Annotated in this window: 19 protein-coding genes; 11 read left to right on the top strand and 8 right to left on the bottom strand. The window is 60.4% G+C overall.

What is annotated here, in order from left to right:
• Nucleotides 1-22 precede the first annotated feature (22 nt).
• Nucleotides 23-949 (top strand): choline ABC transporter substrate-binding protein, encoded by a 927-nt coding sequence (gene choX / locus CE491_RS28880; RefSeq protein ID WP_110951724.1) that lies wholly within the window; start codon nt 23-25, stop codon nt 947-949.
• Nucleotides 950-1,060: 111 nt separating this feature from the next.
• Here the strand turns inward: choX and aroE are convergent, their stop codons facing one another.
• Nucleotides 1,061-1,888 (bottom strand): shikimate dehydrogenase, encoded by an 828-nt coding sequence (aroE, locus tag CE491_RS28875; protein WP_110951723.1) that lies wholly within the window; start codon nt 1,886-1,888, stop codon nt 1,061-1,063.
• Complete coding sequence (hemF, locus tag CE491_RS28870) at nt 1,885-2,808, bottom strand: oxygen-dependent coproporphyrinogen oxidase (protein ID WP_110951722.1); 924 nt, start codon at nt 2,806-2,808, stop codon at nt 1,885-1,887. Before hemF ends, aroE begins: the two co-directional genes overlap by 4 nt.
• Nucleotides 2,809-3,034: 226 nt before the next feature.
• Here hemF and CE491_RS28865 point away from each other — a divergent pair, with 226 nt between their 5' ends.
• Entirely contained in the window at nt 3,035-4,012 is a 978-nt protein-coding gene (locus tag CE491_RS28865; protein ID WP_110951721.1) for an NADPH:quinone reductase, read from the top strand.
• A 239-nt stretch (nt 4,013-4,251) separates the two neighbouring features.
• Here CE491_RS28865 and CE491_RS28860 read toward each other — a convergent pair whose 3' ends face one another.
• The 3 genes from CE491_RS28860 to CE491_RS28850 all read right to left on the bottom strand — a co-directional run bounded on the left by CE491_RS28860 (nt 4,252) and on the right by CE491_RS28850 (nt 7,111).
• Nucleotides 4,252-4,809: an L-threonylcarbamoyladenylate synthase gene (locus tag CE491_RS28860; protein WP_110951720.1), complete on the bottom strand. Its 558-nt coding sequence runs from the start codon at nt 4,807-4,809 to the stop codon at nt 4,252-4,254.
• A 39-nt stretch (nt 4,810-4,848) separates the two neighbouring features.
• The gene (gene dprA, locus CE491_RS28855; protein ID WP_110951719.1) at nt 4,849-5,961 is read right to left on the bottom strand and encodes a DNA-processing protein DprA; all 1,113 of its coding nucleotides are present in this window, start codon (nt 5,959-5,961) and stop codon (nt 4,849-4,851) included.
• A gap of 124 nt (nt 5,962-6,085) precedes the next feature.
• Nucleotides 6,086-7,111, bottom strand: coding sequence for a LysM peptidoglycan-binding domain-containing protein (locus CE491_RS28850; RefSeq protein WP_110951718.1), 1,026 nt, complete (start codon nt 7,109-7,111; stop codon nt 6,086-6,088).
• 155 nt (nt 7,112-7,266) lie between these two features.
• On the opposite strand from CE491_RS28850, the gene def reads away from it, so the two are divergent.
• The 5 genes from def (at nt 7,267) to CE491_RS28825 (ending at nt 11,957) form a co-directional block, all read left to right on the top strand.
• Nucleotides 7,267-7,773, top strand: a complete 507-nt coding sequence (gene def, locus CE491_RS28845; protein WP_110951717.1) for a peptide deformylase — start codon at nt 7,267-7,269, stop codon at nt 7,771-7,773.
• Between the two features lie 134 nt (nt 7,774-7,907).
• A complete protein-coding gene (gene fmt, locus CE491_RS28840) occupies nt 7,908-8,867 on the top strand; it encodes a methionyl-tRNA formyltransferase (RefSeq protein ID WP_110951716.1) in 960 nt (319 codons plus the stop codon).
• The gene (rsmB, locus tag CE491_RS28835) at nt 8,864-10,183 is read left to right on the top strand and encodes a 16S rRNA (cytosine(967)-C(5))-methyltransferase RsmB (protein WP_110951715.1); all 1,320 of its coding nucleotides are present in this window, start codon (nt 8,864-8,866) and stop codon (nt 10,181-10,183) included. The genes fmt and rsmB overlap by 4 nt, the downstream gene beginning before the upstream one ends.
• Nucleotides 10,184-10,255: 72 nt before the next feature.
• Entirely contained in the window at nt 10,256-11,629 is a 1,374-nt protein-coding gene (trkA, locus tag CE491_RS28830; RefSeq protein WP_110951714.1) for a Trk system potassium transporter TrkA, read from the top strand.
• 34 nt (nt 11,630-11,663) lie between these two features.
• Complete coding sequence (locus CE491_RS28825; protein WP_199885295.1) at nt 11,664-11,957, top strand: tetratricopeptide repeat protein; 294 nt, start codon at nt 11,664-11,666, stop codon at nt 11,955-11,957.
• Nucleotides 11,958-12,073: 116 nt separating this feature from the next.
• Here the strand turns inward: CE491_RS28825 and CE491_RS28820 are convergent, their stop codons facing one another.
• Complete coding sequence (locus CE491_RS28820; protein ID WP_110951712.1) at nt 12,074-12,961, bottom strand: lysophospholipid acyltransferase; 888 nt, start codon at nt 12,959-12,961, stop codon at nt 12,074-12,076.
• Between the two features lie 228 nt (nt 12,962-13,189).
• On the bottom strand, nt 13,190-13,744 hold the full coding sequence (locus tag CE491_RS28815) for a DNA-3-methyladenine glycosylase I (protein ID WP_110951711.1): 555 nt from the start codon (nt 13,742-13,744) through the stop codon (nt 13,190-13,192).
• A gap of 81 nt (nt 13,745-13,825) precedes the next feature.
• Here CE491_RS28815 and glyQ point away from each other — a divergent pair, with 81 nt between their 5' ends.
• The 4 genes from glyQ to CE491_RS28795 are packed head-to-tail and all read left to right on the top strand — an operon-like array spanning nt 13,826 to nt 18,219.
• On the top strand, nt 13,826-14,773 hold the full coding sequence (gene glyQ, locus CE491_RS28810; protein ID WP_081564596.1) for a glycine--tRNA ligase subunit alpha: 948 nt from the start codon (nt 13,826-13,828) through the stop codon (nt 14,771-14,773).
• Nucleotides 14,770-16,824, top strand: coding sequence for a glycine--tRNA ligase subunit beta (gene glyS, locus CE491_RS28805; protein WP_110951710.1), 2,055 nt, complete (start codon nt 14,770-14,772; stop codon nt 16,822-16,824). The genes glyQ and glyS overlap by 4 nt, the downstream gene beginning before the upstream one ends.
• A gap of 16 nt (nt 16,825-16,840) precedes the next feature.
• On the top strand, nt 16,841-17,392 hold the full coding sequence (gene gmhB / locus CE491_RS28800; protein WP_110951709.1) for a D-glycero-beta-D-manno-heptose 1,7-bisphosphate 7-phosphatase: 552 nt from the start codon (nt 16,841-16,843) through the stop codon (nt 17,390-17,392).
• 56 nt (nt 17,393-17,448) lie between these two features.
• Nucleotides 17,449-18,219 (top strand): lysophospholipid acyltransferase family protein, encoded by a 771-nt coding sequence (locus tag CE491_RS28795; RefSeq protein WP_110951708.1) that lies wholly within the window; start codon nt 17,449-17,451, stop codon nt 18,217-18,219.
• 183 nt (nt 18,220-18,402) lie between these two features.
• Here the strand turns inward: CE491_RS28795 and CE491_RS28790 are convergent, their stop codons facing one another.
• Nucleotides 18,403-19,590, bottom strand: coding sequence for an MFS transporter (locus CE491_RS28790; RefSeq protein ID WP_110951707.1), 1,188 nt, complete (start codon nt 19,588-19,590; stop codon nt 18,403-18,405).
• Between the last annotated feature and the right edge of the window lie 24 nt (nt 19,591-19,614).

Below are 19,614 nucleotides of genomic sequence, written 5' to 3'. Positions count from 1 at the left end.
GAAAACCAAAAAGGGGCACTCCATGAAGAAATTGTTCACGACGCTGGCGGTTGCGGTGATGAGCTTGAGCAGCGTCGTCGCATACGCCGCTGACGCAAGCTGCAGTACGGTTCGAATGGCCGATCCAGGCTGGAGCGACATTGCTGCAACCAACGCCACGGCAAGCTTTCTGCTCGATGGCATGGGCTACAAGGCCAAGGTCGATACGCTGGCAGTGCCGATTGCCTATGGTGGTCTCAAGGACGGTCAGCTGGACGTTTTCCTGGGCAACTGGATGCCGGCGCAGCAGGGCTTCTATGACAAGTTCGTCGCCACAGGCGATGTGACGCAGTATGCCAAGAACCTGGAAGGCACCGAATTCACCCTGGCGGTCCCCAAATACGTCTATGACGCGGGCGTGCATAACTTCGCCGACCTGAACAAATTCGCCGACAAGTTCCACAAGAAGATCTACGGTATCGGCTCGGGGGCTCCGGCCAACACATCGATTCAGGATATTATCAAGAAGAACGAATTCGACCTGGGCGAGTGGAAGCTGGTCGAATCCAGCGAACAGGCGATGCTGGCCGAAGTGCAGCGTGACGTGAAGAAGAATGAGTTCGTGGTCTTCCTCGGCTGGACTCCGCACCCGATGAACGTGCAGATCAAGGGCATGCGCTACCTCAAGGGCGGCGAGAAGTACTTCGGCGATACCGGCAGCGTCTACACCGTGACCCGCAAAGGCTACGCCGACGCCTGCCCGAACGTGGCCAAACTGTTCTCCAACCTGACGTTCACCCAGGACATGGAAAACACCATCATGAAGAACGTGGTGGACACCAAAGTCAGCAATGCCGAGGCGGTGAAAACCTGGATCAAGGCCAACCCGGCGGTGCTGGACAAATGGCTCGACGGCGTGAAGACCATTGACGACAAGGACGCACTGGCGGCGGTCAAGGCCAAGTTGTGAGTAGATGAACTGTAGGAGCGCGCTTGCCCGCGATTGCGCTCGTCCTGACACATCGGCGTCGGATGACACATCGCAATCGCGGACAGGCGCGCTTCTACAGGTGGTTTACCGTCAGGCTTGAGCCATCAACCGCCGCAATTCCGCCAGCACCGGCGCTGAATCCGGGCGTACACCGCGCCACAGGAAGAACGCCTCGGCGGCCTGTTCTACCAGCATCCCCAGCCCATCGACCGCCTGCCCGGCTTCATGCTCCCTGGCCCACCCGCAGAACGCGGTCGGCTCTTTGGCGTACATCATGTCGTAGCAGAAGGTTTCGCCTGACAGAATGAGACTTGGCGAGACCGGCGGTAATTCGCCCGACAAACTCGCCGACGTTGCATTGATGATGATGTCCACCGGCTCGTCCAGCCAGTCGTATCCGGCGGGCAGGATCGGCCCCAACTCAGCGAATTCCTGCGCCAACTGCTCAGCCTTCTCAACCGTACGATTGGCGACCACGAGCACATGCGGCTCCTCGGACAACAGCGGCTCCAGGGCGCCACGCACAGCGCCACCGGCGCCCAGCAGCAGAATACGCTTGTCCTTGAGCGTGGCGCCGTGATTGACCTTCAAATCCCGCACCAGCCCGGCGCCGTCGGTGTTGTCACCCAACAGACTGCCATCTGCCTGTAGGGCGAGGGTGTTCACAGCCCCAGCGCGACGACCGCGTTCGGTCAGTTGATCGGCCAGTCGATAGGCTTCTTCCTTGAACGGCACCGTGACGTTGGCGCCACGACCGGTCTCGAAGAAATGTCTGGCGAATGCCGTGAAGCGGTCCAGCGGCGCTAATGCAGTCTGGTAACTCAGCGCCTGTCCGGTCTGCTGCGCGAACAGACCATGAATCAGCGGCGATTTGCTATGGGCAATGGGGTTACCGAAAACCACGTATTGATCGGTCATTGCTGCGCGTCCTCGGCCAGCCAGTCGCGATTCTGCAGGAAATATTCGCTCAGACGCGCCTCTTCACTGCCCGGCGCGGCTTTCCAGTCATATCCCCAACGGACCTGCGGCGGCAGCGACATCAGAATCGACTCAGTGCGACCACCCGATTGCAGCCCGAACAACGTGCCGCGGTCGTAGACCAGATTGAATTCCACATAGCGACCCCGGCGGAACTCCTGAAACTCGCGCTGTTGCGGGGTGTAAGGCGTGGCCTTGCGGCGCTGAACGATCGGCAGATAAGCATTGACGAATGCGTCACCAATGGCCCGCACGAAGGCGAAGCTGGTGTCGAAATCCCACTCGTTCAGGTCATCGAAAAACAGTCCTCCCACACCGCGTGGCTCGTTGCGATGCTTGATGTGGAAATACCGGTCGCACCAGGCTTTGTAACGAGGGTAGACGTCAGCTCCGAACGGCGCGCAGGCCTGCTCGGCGACGCGGTGCCAGTGAATGCAGTCTTCCTCGACGCCGTAGTAGGGCGTCAGATCGAAGCCGCCGCCGAACCACCAGACCGGTTCTTCACCTTCTTTTTCAGCGATGAAGAAACGCACGTTGGCGTGGGAGGTCGGAACATGTGGGTTATGCGGATGCATCACCAGCGAGACGCCGAGGGCTTCGAAGCCACGGCCGGCCAGTTCCGGACGATGGGCACTGGCCGAAGGCGGCAAGCCCGCACCGAAAACGTGGGAAAAATTGACCCCGCCTTTTTCGATGACGTTGCCGTTTTCGATTACCCGAGTGCGACCGCCGCCACCGGCCGGGCGCTGCCAGGCGTCTTCGACGAAGCGGGCGCTGCCGTCTTCTTGCTCCAGAGCGGCGCAGATCCGGTCTTGCAGATCCAGCAGATAGGCTTTGACGGCATCGGTGCGAAAGGACATGGCAGTACCCTGAAATAACGTGAACCGGTATTTTTGAGCGTCGTTGCGTACGCCGCTTGCCGGCGGCAAACCGCTGCAAGCCTGAACGACGTCCTGAAAGTGGCGCGTAGCATACACCGGCTTGACCCGCGCCGCAGTTGACGAAGACCAAACGAAGGAGTCCGATAGAAGCCTTTCGCACTCCCGGTTTTGTTCCAGCAGTTTCGATCCATGACGGAGAAAGCAAATGGCAAAGCGTATCCAGTTCCGCACCCACGGCGGCCCTGAAGTCCTCGAGTATGTTGATTTCGAACCGGCCAAACCCGGTCCGAAAGAAGTGCTCGTGCGCAACAAAGCGATTGGCGTCAATTTCATCGAGACCTATTTCCGCACCGGCCTGTATCCCGTTGCTTCGATGCCGTCAGGCTTGGGCAATGAGGGCTCGGGGGTGGTCGAAGCCGTCGGCGCAGAGGTGACGCACGTCAAGGTCGGCGATCGCGTGGCGTACGGCACCGGACCGTTGGGCAGCTATGCCGACTTGCACCTCGCGCCGGGCGCGAACGTGGTCAAACTGCCGGACGAGATCAGCTTCGAACAGGCCGCCGCGATCATGCTCAAGGGCCTGACGGTGCAGTACCTGTTCCGCCAGACCTACGAAATTCGCCCTGAAGAAATCATCCTGTTCCACGCCGCCGCCGGTGGCGTGGGTTCCATCGCCTGCCAATGGGCCAATGCGTTGGGCGTGAAGCTGATCGGCACCGTCAGCTCTCCCGAGAAAGCCGCGCATGCCAAAGCCAACGGCGCCTGGGAAGTGATCGACTACAGCAAAGAGGATGTCACCAAGCGCGTGCTTGAGCTGACTGACGGCAAGAAAGTCTCGGTGGTGTACGACGGCGTCGGCAAAGACACGTGGGAAACGTCACTGGATTGCCTGGAATTGCGCGGCTTGCTGGTCAGCTTCGGTAACGCCTCAGGCCCCGTGGCGGGCGTGAACCTGGGCATTCTGGCGCAGAAGGGCTCGCTCTACGTCACTCGCCCGACGCTAGGCTCATACGCCAACAGCCCGGAAACGCTACAGGCGATGGCTGACGAGGTGTTTGCGATGGTCAGCAGCGGCAAGGTGAAGGTCGACGACATCAAGAAATTCGCCTTGAAAGATGCAGCTCAGGCGCACACCGAGCTATCCGCCCGACGTACTACGGGGTCGATCATTCTGGTGCCGTGAGGCTTCACTGATCCCGCTTCTGCCCGGCGGGCGCATGAGCTTGGCTTGCCAGCGACCTGCCGTGAAGCGGCAGCAGACTCTGCAATTGCGGTTTATCTGACACACCGAGGTATCCGGTTTTTTGCTGCCGGTGCCCGGCAGATTAGCGAGCAAGCTTGCTGCTACGGCCTTTGGCCAGAATCAAAAGCGAATCCGCGCCAGCCTGTCGGCCAGAAATGGGAGCAAATTAGCAGCAAATCTCAACCCGCCCGCACCACCTCAGCCGTCACCAGATCCCGAATCACGCTCGGGTTGCGTCGTCCGCCGAGGGCGCCGTTCAGAACCCTATCCAGTTGCCCATGGAAATACTGTTCTATCCGCAACCGGGAGCGGGCGGCAGGGCGGCCGGTGGGGTTGGCGGAGGTGGAAACCAGCGGCCCGGTCAACGCGCACAGTTCGCGCACTTGCGGATGATCGCTGACGCGCAGTGCCACGGTGTCGCGACCACCGGTGATCCAGTCCGGCAACAGGCCCTGATGTGGCACCAGCCAGGTGTTAGGCCCCGGCCAAGTGCTGGCCATACGATCGATCCACAATTCGGGGAAGTCCTCGAACAGAAAATCGAACTGACGAATGTTGTCGGCGATCAGGATCAGGCCTTTTTCCACCGGCCGCTGCTTGATCGCCAGCAAGCGGTAAACCGCCTCGAAATTCCAGGGATCACATCCCAGTCCCCAGACCGCCTCGGTTGGATAGGCAATTACCGCTCCGGCCCGGATCTCTTGTGCGGCTTGTTGCACACGCCAACTGCTGACCATCGTTCGCTCTCCGATTTAACGCTGGCAGGCAGTTTAACCTCAGCGCGCCCGGGCAAACCATCGTCCAGCCTCACAAGCCACGCTGCTGTCGAGTTCCAGTTCGGTCAACGCCGCCAGCACTTTGGGTAGCGGCCAACCGCTGCTGGCGGCCAGGGCTTCACTGGTCTGCGGCGCGGCGTGCAGCAAGGTCAGCAGCGGGTGAGCGGGTTTCGCCGAACTCTGTACAGCCTCATTGCAGGGCGGCAGGTTTTTCCACCCCTGCAAGGCCTCGAGAATGTGATCGATCGTCTCGACCAGCACCGCGCCCTCACGAATCAGCTGATGACACCCGCGAGCACCGGGATGGTGGATCGACCCCGGAATGGCGTACACCTCGCGGCCCTGCTCTGCGGCGAGCCTCGCGGTGATCAGTGATCCGCTGGCAACGCTGGCTTCCACCACGAGCACGCCGAGTGACAGGCCGCTGATGATCCGGTTGCGTCGCGGGAAATTACTGGCGTGGGGATCAGCGTCCAAAGGAAGCTCCGAAACCACCGCGCCGCCATGAGCGATCATGTTCGCCGCAAGCTGACGGTGCCGCTTTGGATAAAATTTTTCGATCCCTGTGCCGAGCACCCCAATCGTGGCCCCTTTTACGTCCAGCGCGCCCTGATGCGCCGCTCCGTCGATACCCAACGCCAAGCCACTGGTGACGACGAATCCGGCTCCCGCCAGGCTTCGGGCGAAGGTAGTCGCAGTGTCCAGTCCAGGCTTGGAAGCGCGTCTACCGCCGACCATTCCCAACTGTGGGCGATCGAGCAAAGAGCGATTGCCGGCAATGAATAAGAGGGGAGGCGGGTCGGGGATTTCGGCAAGCAGCGCCGGATAGTCAGGGTCGTCCCACATCAGCAAATGCTGGTCCGGACGCTCTAGCCAGGCCATCGCCGCGCTGGCGCCATCGCGCACATCCGGGCTGCGCCGCGCATCGGCGCTGGCTGCTGGCAGACGCAACGAACGCCAGGCGGAGGCCGGCGCGCTGAGTGCGGCAGACGCGCTGCCGAACGCGTCGATGAGGGTCTGGAAACGCTTCGGACCGATCTCGGGCAATCGATGAAGACGCAGACGCGCCTCCAGCTCGGCAGGCGACTGCCCGGCTTTTTCGAACAACGGCATAAGATCTTCCTTGATCCTGCGGCCACCTCAAACGGTGGGCAACTCTGTGGATAACTCTGTTAACAACGTTTAGGTAAGTGAAGCACGCTGGTGGGAAAAAGCGTTTTGGAGCTGATACATAGCATTACGGATTGCGCACCTTGTCGCTGACCGCCAAAGATCGTGTCGCATGCAAAACCATCGCATAGCTCAGATGGTTGTACGTGCGGAACACCATCAGCAAGCCGGAGCGCTCGTCGGGAATCTTCACCTGCTCACCCGTGATACGGTCACGCACCGTTTCGCCGGACTTGTAGATCGCCAGCACGTTGCCCTCGGCAAGCCCTTCCAGCTTTCCGCGATCCAGCGTCACCACATCGAACTCGCCGATCTGCGTGACACCGCGGGGGACGTCGATGATCGTTCCATGTATTTCGTGCGTCGGCTCGCTGGGTACGAACGTGGAATTGATCGCGCGCTCTTCACTGACGAACAGCCTATCCCCCAAGCGAACTTCCTGAGTGGAGCGCTGCATCCGCAAGGTCGCGATATCGCCTTCAGTGGCTACGACTTCGCCGCTGCCGATATCGTCGGCATTGATGCCCAGCGGCACATCGGTTTCAGGATCAATATAGGTCTTGCCCTTGCGGTAGATGCCGTACGACACGTGATCCGGGCTGAAGGTGCCGCGCGCGTAAACGCGATCACCTGCGCCACTGAGTACGCGCTCGCCGTTGCCGGCCACGACGTAAGGCGCGTCATCGAACTGCTCGGGGGTGTCCATGATGCGGTTGTTCAGCAGAAATGCGTTGATCGCGCCCAGGGGAATGGTCGGGATCGCATCGGCGATCGGCGTGCTGCGCACACGCGGTGACAATTTGATGGTGCCTCGGGATTCACCGCGGGTGGCGACGATCCGCGGCTGACCGTCCACATAAATCAGATTCAGGGTATCGCCTGGATAGATCAGATCCGGGTCATGCACCTGCGGATTGGCCCTCCAGAGCTGCGGCCACTTCCAAGGCTCGCTCAGAAACTTGCCGGAAATGTTCCAAAGCGTGTCACCGGCGACAACGGTGTAGCTCTCTGGATGGCCTTCCCTGAGTTGTACTTGCGCCTGAACAAGGCCTGTCGCGGCCAACAGCAGCAGGGCGAGTAGTGATTTCCTCATGCAGTGAATCCCTTTATCATGTTGGCTTCGCGTGAAACATTGAGTCTTGGCTGAGCGCAGCCACTTTTCGTAAAACCTACAGGGCTGCCCGCTTGTGACGTCCACAGCCTAGCAGCCGATTTTGACTTTACCCTACAAGTGCAGCTCTTACGTATATGGCCATTTTAAACATTCTCGAATTTCCCGATTCGCGCCTGCGCACCATCGCCAAGCCGGTGGCTGCCGTGGACGACGGCATTCGCCAGTTGGTCGACGACATGTTTGAAACCATGTACGAAGCGCCTGGCATCGGTCTGGCCGCGACGCAGGTTAACGTACACAAGCGTGTGGTTGTAATGGATCTCTCGGAAGATCGCAGCGAGCCACGGGTGTTCATCAACCCGGAGCTTGAACCGCTGACCGACGAGATGGATCAGTACCAGGAAGGCTGCCTGTCCGTTCCGGGCTTCTACGAAAACGTCGACCGCCCGCAAAGGGTCAAGGTCAAAGCGCTGGACCGAGACGGCCAGCCCTACGAGCTGATCGCCGAAGGCCTGCTCGCCGTGTGTGTCCAGCACGAATGCGATCACCTTAATGGCAAGCTGTTCGTCGACTACCTGTCTAATCTCAAGCGTGACCGGATCAAGAAAAAGCTGGAAAAACAGCACAAGCAGAACGCTTGATTCAGTAATCCCCCGTCCATTTTGTAGGAGCGCGCTTTCCCGTGATCGCGATCTGTCTCTGACGCATTCGTCGCCTGACACAGCGTTAGCGCAGCAAACGCGCTCCTACAGTCATATTTCCCAACGAGAAGCCCATGACTGAGCCACTGCGCATCGTCTTCGCCGGCACCCCGGAATTTGCCGCCGAACACCTCAAAGCCCTGCTCGACAGCTCTTATGAGGTGATCGCGGTCTACACCCAGCCCGATCGCCCGGCGGGCCGCGGCCAAAAGCTGATGCCAAGCCCGGTCAAGCAACTCGCCCTGCAACACGACATCCCGGTGCTGCAACCGCCGACCCTGCGTGCCTGCGAGGCACAGGCCGAACTCGCGGCGCTCAAGCCCGACTTGCTGGTGGTAGTCGCCTACGGTTTGATCCTGCCGCAAGTGGTGCTGGATATTCCGCGCCTGGGTTGCATCAACAGTCACGCCTCGCTGCTGCCTCGCTGGCGGGGCGCGGCGCCGATCCAGCGCGCGGTGCAGGCCGGGGATGCCGAAAGTGGCGTGACCGTGATGCGCATGGAGGCAGGGCTGGACACCGGCCCGATGCTGCTCAAGGTCACCACTCCGATTACTGGCGAAGACACTGGCGGCACGCTGCATGACCGCCTGGCCGAGCTGGGTCCGGTTGCTGTGGTGCAAGCCATTGCCGGGCTGGCGGAGGGTACGCTGGTCGGTGAGGTGCAGGACGACAGCCTCGCCACTTACGCCCATAAACTCAATAAAGACGAAGCGCGGATCGACTGGACGCGTCCGGCCGATGAGCTGGAGCGTCTGGTGCGGGCTTTCAATCCTTGGCCGATCTGCCACAGCACGCTCAACGGCGAAGCGCTGAAAGTGCTGGCCGCGCAGGTCTCTGAAGGCCACGGCGAGCCGGGTACGATCCTCGGCGCCAGCAAGGAAGGCCTGATCGTGGCCTGTGGACAGAACGCGCTGCGCCTCACTCGTCTGCAACTTCCCGGCGGCAAACCGCTGAACTTCGTTGACCTGTTCAACAGCCGTCGTGAGAAGTTCGCGACGGGCACGGTGCTGGGTCAAATGGCGGACGCACAATGAACCCGCGTCTGGCCGCCGCCAAGGCGCTGGCCGCCGTACTCAGCGGCAAGGCCTCGCTGAACAGCTCGCTGCCGACACAGCTGGACAAGGTCGAGGACCGCGATCGCGGGCTGACTCAGGATCTGGCGTTCGGCACCGCGCGCTGGGAGCCTCGACTGTCGGCGCTGGCCGCAAAGCTGCTGCAAAAACCCTTCAAGGCTGCCGACAACGATGTCCAGGCGTTGCTGTTGGTCGGCCTGTATCAACTGTTTTATTCGCGCATTCCTGCTCACGCGGCGATCGGTGAGACCGTCGGCTGCGCAGACAAGCTGAAAAAGCCCTGGGCCAAGGCCTTGCTCAACGCGGTTTTGCGTCGAGCGCAACGTGAAGGCGAAGCGCTGCTGAGCGAACTGGAGCATGACCCGGTTGTGCGCACCGCCCACCCGCGCTGGCTGCAGAAGGCGCTCAAGGCTGCTTGGCCCGAGCATTGGGAAACGATATGCGCTGCCAATAACGCGCATCCGCCGATGATTCTGCGGGTCAATCGCCGACATAAAACTCGTAACCAATACCTTCAATTGCTGCAAGACACAGGCATTGCCGCCACCGCGAGCACGTTCAGCCAGGACGGCATCGTCTTGACCGAGCCGGGTGATGTTCGCTCGCTGCCGGGTTTCGCCGAAGGCTGGATCAGCGTGCAGGACGAAGCTGCGCAGCTGGCCGCCGATCTGCTGGAGCTGGCGCCGGGTCAGCGGGTGCTGGACGCCTGCTGCGCACCGGGCGGCAAGACCTGTCATTTGCTGGAAGTGCAGCCGGCGTTGGCCGGCGTGGTCGCGGTGGATCTGGAAGCCAAGCGCATGGTGCGGGTCAAGGAGAACCTCGACCGCCTGGGTCTGAGCGCCGAACTAATCGCCGCCGACGCCCGCGCCACCGATCAGTGGTGGGACGGCAAGCCGTTCCAGCGCATCCTGCTCGACGCCCCCTGCTCGGCCACCGGCGTGATTCGTCGTCACCCGGACATCAAACTGACGCGTCAGGCCGATGACATTCCTGCGCTCGCGACCTTGCAAGGTGAACTGCTCGACGCGCTATGGCCGACGCTGCAAGTGGGCGGCATCCTGCTGTATGCCACCTGCTCGACACTGCCGACCGAAAACACTGAAGTGATCGGCGCCTTTCTTGCGCGCACGCCGGGAGCACGGGAACTGGACATCGCGGGCCAGAACGGCAACCCGCCACCGGGCCTGAAACAGCCCCACGGCCGGCAGTTGCTGGCACAGGAAGGCGGGCATGACGGGTTCTATTACGCGAAGCTGATCAAGATTGCGGCAGGGTGAAACCCACTGTAGGCGCGGGCAAGCGCGTTCCTACAGGTTTGCAGATCACCGGAATTTCCAAGGAGAGGCTGATTGAAGATCATCATTCTCGGCGCAGGACAGGTTGGCGGCACGCTGGCTGAGCATCTGGCCAGCGAGGCCAACGACATCACCGTGGTGGACACCGATCCGGATCGCCTGCGCGCGCTGGGTGATCGCCTGGATATCCGCACCATTCAAGGCCGAGGCTCGTTTCCGACCGTGCTGCGCCAAGCGGGCGCGGATGACGCGGACATGCTGGTCGCCGTTACCAGCAGCGACGAAACCAACATGGTCGCCTGCCAAGTCGCCTACACCCTGTTCCATACCCCGACCAAGATCGCCCGCGTGCGAGAATCGGCGTACCTGACCCGCGCTGGTCTCTTCGACAACGACGCCATTCCGGTGGACGTGCTGATCAGCCCCGAGCAGGTCGTGACCAACTACATCAAGCGCTTGATTGAGTACCCGAGCGCGCTTCAGGTCATCGACTTCGCAGAGGGCAAAGTGCAACTGGTCGCGGTAAAGGCGTATTACGGTGGTCCCCTGGTGGGCCAGCAATTGCGCCAACTACGCACGCACATGCCCAATGTCGATACCCGCGTAGCAGCCATCTTCCGGCGCGATCGTCCGATCATTCCTCAAGGCGATACCGTTATCGAAGTCGATGACGAGGTCTTCTTCATCGCCGCCAAGGCGGATATTCGCGCGGTGATGGGCGAAATGCGCAAGCTCGACGTCAGCTATAAACGCATCGTCATTGCCGGGGGCGGGCAGATTGGCGAGCGATTGGCCGAGGCCATCGAAAACCGTTATCAGGTCAAGATCATCGAGATGAATCCGGCGCGCTGCCGCTATCTGTCAGACACTCTCGACAACACGGTCGTCCTTCAGGGCAGCTCGTCGGACCGCGACCTGCTGATGGAAGAGAACATCGACAACGCCGATCTGTTCCTGGCCCTGACCAACGACGACGAGGCCAACATCATGTCTTCGCTGCTGGCCAAGCGACTGGGCGCAAAAAAGGTCATGACCATCATCAACAACCCGGCCTATGTGGATCTGGTGCAGGGCGGCGAGATCGATATCGCGGTCAGCCCGCAGCTGGCAACCATTGGCACCTTGCTGGCTCATGTGCGGCGCGGGGATATCGTCAGCGTTCACTCATTGCGTCGCGGCGCAGCGGAGGCCATCGAGATCGTGGCCCACGGCGACGCCAAGTCGAGCAAGGTGATCGGCAATGCGGTCATGCACATCAACCTGCCACCCGGAACTACCATCGGCGCGATCACACGAGCCGATCAGGTGCTGATCGCCCACGACAGCACCGTTATCGAATCCGGCGACCACGTGATCATGTTCCTTGTGGATAAAAAGCATATTCGCGACGTCGAGCGACTGTTTCAGGTGGGGCTGAGCTTTTTCTAAAGGGAGAATCCGCGTGCTCGAATCACTGGAAAAGATGTTCGCCAAAGGCATGGACAACGCGTTACTGCGCTTCGGTCTGGGCAAGGGCTATCTGGATGCCGGAGATCCTGCCCGAGCGACCGAGCACCTGCAACGCTGCGTGGAATTCGACCCCCGGTATTCGGCGGCGTGGAAGTTGTTGGGCAAGGCGTGGCTGGCGGCAGGAGATACTGCGCAGGCTCGCCGGGCGTGGGAAGAGGGCATCCAGGCTGCGATCGGCCACGGCGATAAGCAAGCCGAGAAGGAAATGACGGTATTTCTGAAAAAACTCGATCGCAATGCTGAATAGCTGTAGGAGCGCGCTCGTCCGCGAAGGGGTGTGTCAGTCGAAAATATTTGTCACTGACATAACGCCTTCGCGGGCAAGCGCGTTCCTACGGTTTGATCGATGGCGGCTGGAGGAACTCAGTACCAGCGCTTCTCCCCCTCGGGCCGCTTCTTGAAGCGTTTCATGGTCCACATGTACTGGCTCGGATAGGCCCGCACGTACTTCTCCACTACTTTGCTCATCGCCGCCGCCGAGGTTTCGGTGTCGGTGCTGTACATGTCCTCCGGCGCGGCTTCCAGGACCACCTTGTACCCCGAACCATCTTCCAGACGCATCGCGTGCAGGAACACACCCATCGCCTTGCCACCGGCCAACATGTTCGGGACGAATTTGCTGGTCAGCGCCACGGTCCCGCAGAAGGGCACGAAAACTCCTGCAGACTCCGCTGGCTCCGGATCGGCCGGAATGCCTACCGAACCGCCTTTGCGCACTTCCTTGATGACACTGAGAATGCCCTCCTTGGTCGACGCCGCCACGCGATTGCCCAGTTGCACGCGCTGTTTGCGCAGCAAGTCATCCACCGCCTTGAGCTTGGGCGGACGGTAGAAAATGATCGGTTTGCACTGGCTGCAATAGAAGTGGTTGAGCACTTCCCAATTACCCAGGTGACTGGTGATGCCAACCACGCCTTTGCCGGAAGCCAGCGCGTCTTTCAGCACCTGCAGGCCTTCGACTTCGCGCACCAGATTGATCGATTTCTGAGCAGGCCAGATCCAGGCGCAGGCGCTCTCGGTCAGCGTCTTGCCGATGTCCATCAGACTGCGACCGACCAACGCTTCAAGCTCGGCAGAACTCAACTCGGGAAAACACTTGGAAAGGTTGATACGCGCGACTTCGCGAGAACGATTGGGCAGCTTCCACATCAGCCAGCCGATACCGGTGCCGACCCATTGCACGGCGCGCCAAGGCAACAGGGCAAACAGCCGCAACGCCCCGACCATCATGGCGCCTTTGAACTTATCCACAGATCACTCCTGAATAGATGAGGCGGGCATTGTAACCATTCGCGCTAAATGATCGCCTCCCAACATCCGCACGCACCACCTTTTCAGGAACACGGAAAATCCCTGCGGGAGTGAGCTTGCTCACGAAGACGTAAATCCAGCCGCTGGAGATACGTTGAATGTATCGGCCACTTCGTGAGCAAGCTCACTCCCACAGAAGTCTGCACCCAGCGGATGATCCACTGGGCCTCACGCTCCGACCAACTGCGCATACCGATCGCAATCGACGGTGTGGTCCATGACCATCCCCGTGGCCTGCATATACGCGTAGCAAATAGTCGGACCGACGAAGGTGAATCCGGCTTTCTTCAACGCTTTGCTCATTGCTTCGGCCTCAGGGGTGATGGCAGGGACTTCGCTGCGGTCCTTGAAATGGTTCACCTTCGGCGTGCCATCCACGAAGGACCAGACAAACGCCACTGGATCTTCAAGACGCAGCCAGGCCTGGGCGTTCTTGCGCGCAGCGTTAAGTTTGAGGCGATTGCGAATGATGCCGGGCTCGAGCATCAGCTCTTCGATTTCCGTGTCGGTCATGGCCGCGATCCGGCGCACGTCGAAGTCGTACATCACCTCGCGGTACCGTGCGCGTTTTTTCAAAATGGTGATCCATGACAGGCCGGCCTGGAACCCTTCGAGCAATAAAAACTCGAACAGCATCTGCGCGTCGCGCAACGGCACACCCCACTCTTGATCGTGGTAGTCCATATAAAGCGGATCTTCGTTGCACCAAAAGCAGCGTGGCATAGGGCTCCCAAGGGTGGAGGCGCTGCCGAATCGGGTATACTCCCGCTCTTTAAATCGCAGCCCCCAGTACAGGTGAATTTCGTGAGCCAGCCTACGCCAGCCGTGCGTACCTTCCAAGACTTGATCCTCGCCCTCCAGCAATACTGGGCTGAGCAAGGTTGTGTGGTACTTCAGCCCTACGATATGGAAGTGGGCGCCGGCACTTTCCACACTGCCACGTTTCTGCGCGCCGTCGGCCCGGAAACCTGGAACGCCGCCTACGTACAACCGAGCCGTCGTCCTACCGATGGCCGTTATGGCGAGAACCCTAACCGCCTGCAGCACTACTATCAGTTCCAGGTGGTGCTCAAACCCAACCCGGACAATTTCCAGGAGCTGTACCTGGGTTCGCTCAAGCATGTCGGCCTGGACCCGCTGGTCCACGACGTGCGTTTCGTTGAAGACAACTGGGAATCGCCAACCCTGGGCGCCTGGGGCCTGGGCTGGGAAATCTGGCTCAACGGTATGGAAGTCTCTCAGTTCACCTATTTCCAGCAAGTGGGCGGCATCGAGTGCTATCCGGTGACTGGCGAGATCACCTATGGCCTCGAGCGTCTGGCGATGTACCTGCAAGGCGTGGAATCGGTCTACGACCTGGTCTGGACCGATGGCCCGTTCGGCAAAGTGACCTATGGCGATGTGTTCCACCAGAACGAAGTGGAGCAATCGACCTACAACTTCGAACACGCCAATGTCGAGAAGCTGTTCGAACTGTTCGACTTCTATGAAAGCGAAGCCGTGCGCCTGATCGCAGCTGAATTGCCGCTGCCAAGCTACGAAATGGTCCTCAAGGCCTCGCACACCTTCAACCTGCTGGATGCCCGTCGCGCGATTTCCGTGACTGCACGTCAGCAATACATCCTGCGCGTACGCACGCTGGCTCGCTCCGTGGCCCAGGCGTACCTGATGGCCCGGGCCAAGCTTGGCTTCCCGATGGCCGCCCCCGATATTCGCGACGAAGTGTTAGCTAAGCTGGAGGCTGCACAATGAGTGCTCAAGATTTCCTGGTTGAATTGGGCACCGAAGAACTGCCACCCAAAGCATTGAACACCCTGGCCGATGCGTTCCTGGCCGGTATCGAAAAAGGCCTGCAGGCTGCCGGTCTGACCTACAGCGCCAAGCAGGTTTATGCAGCGCCGCGTCGTCTGGCTGTGCTGATCACCGAGCTTGCAACTCAGCAACCGGACCGCAGCGTCAATCTGGACGGCCCGCCACGTCAAGCCGCGTTCGACGCCGACGGCAACCCGACTCAGGCGGCGTTGGGCTTCGCCAAGAAGTGCGGCGTCGACCTGAGCGAAATCGATCAGAGCGGCCCGAAACTGCGCTACAGCCAGAGCATCGCCGGCAAGCCGACCGCGAGCTTGCTGCCAACTATCATCGAAGACTCGCTCAACGACCTGCCTATTCCAAAGCGCATGCGCTGGGGTGCGCGCAAGGAAGAGTTCGTGCGGCCGACCCAATGGCTGGTGATGCTGTTCGGCGATCAGGTGATCGACTGCACCATCCTCGCCCAGGCCGCTGGCCGCGAATCCCGTGGTCATCGTTTCCATCACCCGGAAAACGTGCGCATTTCCTCGCCGGCCAACTACGCCAGTGACCTGCGCGCGGCCCACGTTCTGGCGGACTTCAACGAGCGTCGCCAGCTGATCAGCAAGCGTGTCGAAGAGCTGGCGAGCCAGCACGAAGGCACCGCAATCGTGCCGCCTGCGCTGCTCGATGAAGTGACCGCGCTGGTTGAATGGCCGGTGCCGCTGGTTTGCTCGTTCGAGGAACGTTTCCTGGAAGTACCGCAGGAAGCCCTGATCACCACCATGCAGGACAACCAGAAGTATTTCTGCCTGCTGGATGCCGAGGGCAAGCTGCTGCCGCGCTTCATCACCGTGGCCAACGTCGAGAGCAAGGACCCGTCGCAGATCGTATTGGGGAACGAGAAAGTCGTTCGCCCACGCCTGACCGACGCCGAGTTCTTCTTTAAGCAAGACAAGAAGCAGAAGCTGGAAACCTTTAACCAGCGTCTGCAGAACGTCGTGTTCCAAGCTCAACTGGGCACCGTTTTCGACAAGGCCGAGCGCGTTTCCAAACTGGCCGCGTTCATTGCTCCGCGCATTGGCGGCGACGCTCAGCGCGCGGGCCGTGCAGGTCTATTGTCCAAGTGCGACCTGGCGACCGAGATGGTCGGCGAATTCCCTGAAATGCAGGGCGTGGCGGGTTACTACTACGCACTGGCTGACGGCGAGCCGGAAGACGTCGCACTGGCGTTGAACGAGCAGTACATGCCCCGCGGCGCTGGCGCTGAACTGCCAAGCACTCTGACTGGCGCTGCCGTGGCCATCGCCGACAAGCTCGATACGCTGGTCGGCATTTTCGGCATCGGCATGTTGCCAACCGGTAGCAAGGACCCCTACGCACTGCGTCGTGCAGCGCTGGGCATCCTGCGCATCCTGATCGAGAAGAAGCTGGACCTGGACCTGATCAAGACCGTGCAGTTCGCAGTCGCTCAGTTCGGTGCCAAGGTCAAACCTGCCGGCCTGCCTGAGCAAGTGCTGGAGTTCATCTTCGACCGCCTGCGGGCGCGTTATGAAGACGAAGGCGTCGACGTGTCGGTCTACCTGTCGGTGCGTGCCCTGCAACCGGGTTCGGCACTGGACTTCGACCAGCGCGTGCAAGCCGTACAGGCCTTCCGCAAGTTGCCTGAGGCCGCTGCACTGGCCGCCGTCAACAAACGCGTCTCGAATCTGCTGGGCAAGGCCGAGGGCAGCATTGCCCAGCCCGTCGAGCCGAAGTACTTCGACAATGCCAACGAGTTCTCGCTGTACTCGGCGATTCAGCAAGCAGACCAGGCCGTGGCGCCCATGTCGGCCAACCGTCAGTACAACGAAGCGCTGGCCCGTCTGGCAGCGCTGCGCGAGCCTGTGGATGCCTTCTTTGAAGCCGTGATGGTCAACGCTGAAGACGCCAACGTGCGAGCCAACCGTTACGCGTTGCTGGCCCGTCTTCGCAATCTGTTCCTCGGTGTCGCTGACATTTCCCTGTTGAGCTGATGCCGGAGCGGATGATTTGAAGCTGCTGATTCTCGATCGGGACGGAGTGATCAACGAAGACTCCGACGCGTACATCAAGTCGGTGCAAGAGTGGATTCCGATCCCCGGCTCGATCGAGGCGATTGCGCAATTGAGCAAGGCCGGCTGGACGGTGGCGGTCGCTACCAACCAGTCGGGCATTGCCCGTGGCTATTACGACCTGGCCACCCTTGACGCCATGCACGCACGTTTGCGTGAACGGGTGGCGGAGCACGGCGGCGAGGTTGGTCTGATTGTCTACTGTCCTCATGGCCCGGATCAGGGTTGCGACTGCCGCAAGCCCAAACCGGGCATGTTGCGCACCATCGCCCGCCATTACTCGGTGGATTTGCGCGGAATCTGGTTCGTCGGTGACAGCAAGGGTGACTTGGAGGCGGCGATAGCCGTCGACTCTCAACCTGTTTTGGTCATGACGGGCAAAGGAACCAAGACGCGGAGCATGCCATTGCCCGCGGGAACGTTGATTTTTGACGATCTGGCGGCGGTTGCCGCAGAAATTATCCACAACAGCGCCTCGTTGAACGGCTGACCGGTCGTCCAGCGGCACGCTCAATCCGGGCACTGCCCGTAACGGTAAAAGCAGCTATGTCGATAGTGCAGGCCATCAGGATCTTCATCTTTTACCTGCTGTTGGGCACCACCGCCCTGCTGTGGTGTTCGCTGAGTTTCTTCATTGCGCCTTTCCTGCCTTTCCGTATTCGTTATCGCTTCATCAACGTTTATTGGTGTCGGTGTGCGGTCTGGCTGACGAAGGTGTTCCTCAATATCAAAGTCAATGTCACAGGCCAGGAGAACGTGCCCAAGACGCCCTGCGTGATCGTTTCCAATCACCAGAGCACCTGGGAGACGTTTTTCCTGTCGGCATATTTCCAGCCGTTAAGCCAAGTGCTCAAGCGTGAGCTGCTGTACGTCCCGTTCTTCGGTTGGGCGATGGCGATGCTGCGACCGATCGCCATTGACCGCAACAACCCGAAAGCCGCGCTCAAGGTGGTGGCGAAGAAGGGTGACGAACTGCTCAAGGATGGCGTTTGGGTGCTGATTTTCCCTGAAGGCACCCGGGTGCCCTACGGACAGATCGGCAAGTTCTCACGCAGCGGCTCGGCTATGGCGGTGAATGCCGAACTGCCAGTCCTGCCGATTGCTCACAACGCCGGCCGATATTGGCCGAAGGAAGGCTGGGGCAAGAAGCCGGGCACCATCGAAGTGGTGATTGGCGAGCCGATGTATGCCGAGGGTTCAGGCCCCCGCGCCATCGCCGCACTCAATGACCGCGTGTCGGCCTGGAACGAAGCGACGCAGAAGGCGCTGGGCTCACCAGCCGTGCCTGCAGCCACGCCCGAAAAATCACCGGCGTGAATTGTGGATAACCTGTGCACCAAATGTGTGAGGTTCCTGATAAACACCGCTAACTATTTAATTTATTTACTTATTTCTGACGGCGATTATCGAACCAAAAACGTGCATAAGTTTTTCTTACGAGCAATCATCTGCCCTCAAAACACCGGTCTTGAGCCTCCCTGGCCAAGACCGATGTCATTTCTACGCTGTCTGTTTCTGAGCTGATATCCACAGATTGCATAACCCTGCCATCGCAATCAGCACCAGCCCGCCCAACGCCGCCGCGACGAATCCCATAGCCGGCGACAGACTGTCGATGGCCAAGCCCACCAATGGCGCGGAGAGGGTCTGACCGATTCGGTAGGCCGAATCGTGCAAGCCCATCACCTCACCGCGCACGCTGGCAGGCGCCAGTTTGGCAACGGCCTCGGAGCCTGCGGCCAGGGTCGGCGTACACAGCAGATTGGTCGGCAACAACGCCAGCATCAGCCACCACCACACCTGATCGAACAGAGCGACCGGCAACAGCAAAAGGCTCATCGCCAATGCGAGCCGCGTCTGCGACCAGGAGCGGTGAACGATGCCGTGAATGAAACCGCCGACGATGGACGCCACCGACATGGCAGCGATCACATAGCCGGTGAACGCAATCTCACCGTTGCTGCGCAGCACCGCGATCAGCGCCAACTCCGTGCCGTAAAGCACGAATAACGCCCCAGCGCTGACGAACATCACGCCCAGCAAACGCCCGCTCATCCATGTGCGCAATTTGGGCCTGACACGATTCGGGTCCTGGGCGACCTCATCAAGGGAGCGCGTAGGCCAATTGAGCTTGTACAGCACGATATACGACAGTGCCCGCCACACGCCGATACCGACGATGGTGGCCGTTGCCGAGTAGCGTGTGATCAGAAGGATGCCGGTTGCGGGTCCGATGACGAAGCCCAATTCCATCAACATCATGTTCAGGGAGTAGGCCGGACGGCGTTTGTCTTCAGGCACCAGGCTGGCGACGAACTGTCGCGCAAGCGAACCGGTCGGCACTGTGAACATGCCAGCGACAAACGCCAGGCAGACGTAAACCGAGTAACTCACCAATGGCAGCAACAGCCAGGCGACTGTGGATAATGTTCCGCAGACGGCCACCACCGGACGCAAACCATGGCGATCGATCATGCGCCCCAGCAATGGCGAGCCCACGGCAAAACCCAGCGCGGTGGCAGTCCCGACTATCCCGGCATCGAAGTAGCCACGGCCCAATTCGTTGAGCACATGCAGGCTAAGCGTGAGGGTCATGATCGTCAGCGGCAAACCGGCGACGAACATGAACAACGTGGCTGGCAGCACCCGAGGGATAGCCAGCACTCTTTGGTATTTGCGAAGCGACATCCGGCAACAGCTCCTTGGCCCGTC

Origin of the sequence: Pseudomonas bohemica (assembly GCF_002934685.1) — a bacterium.
Classification (GTDB): domain Bacteria; phylum Pseudomonadota; class Gammaproteobacteria; order Pseudomonadales; family Pseudomonadaceae; genus Aquipseudomonas; species Aquipseudomonas bohemica.
Note: the sequence above shows the minus strand (reverse complement) of the source record. Positions and strands in the feature narration are given on the sequence as shown.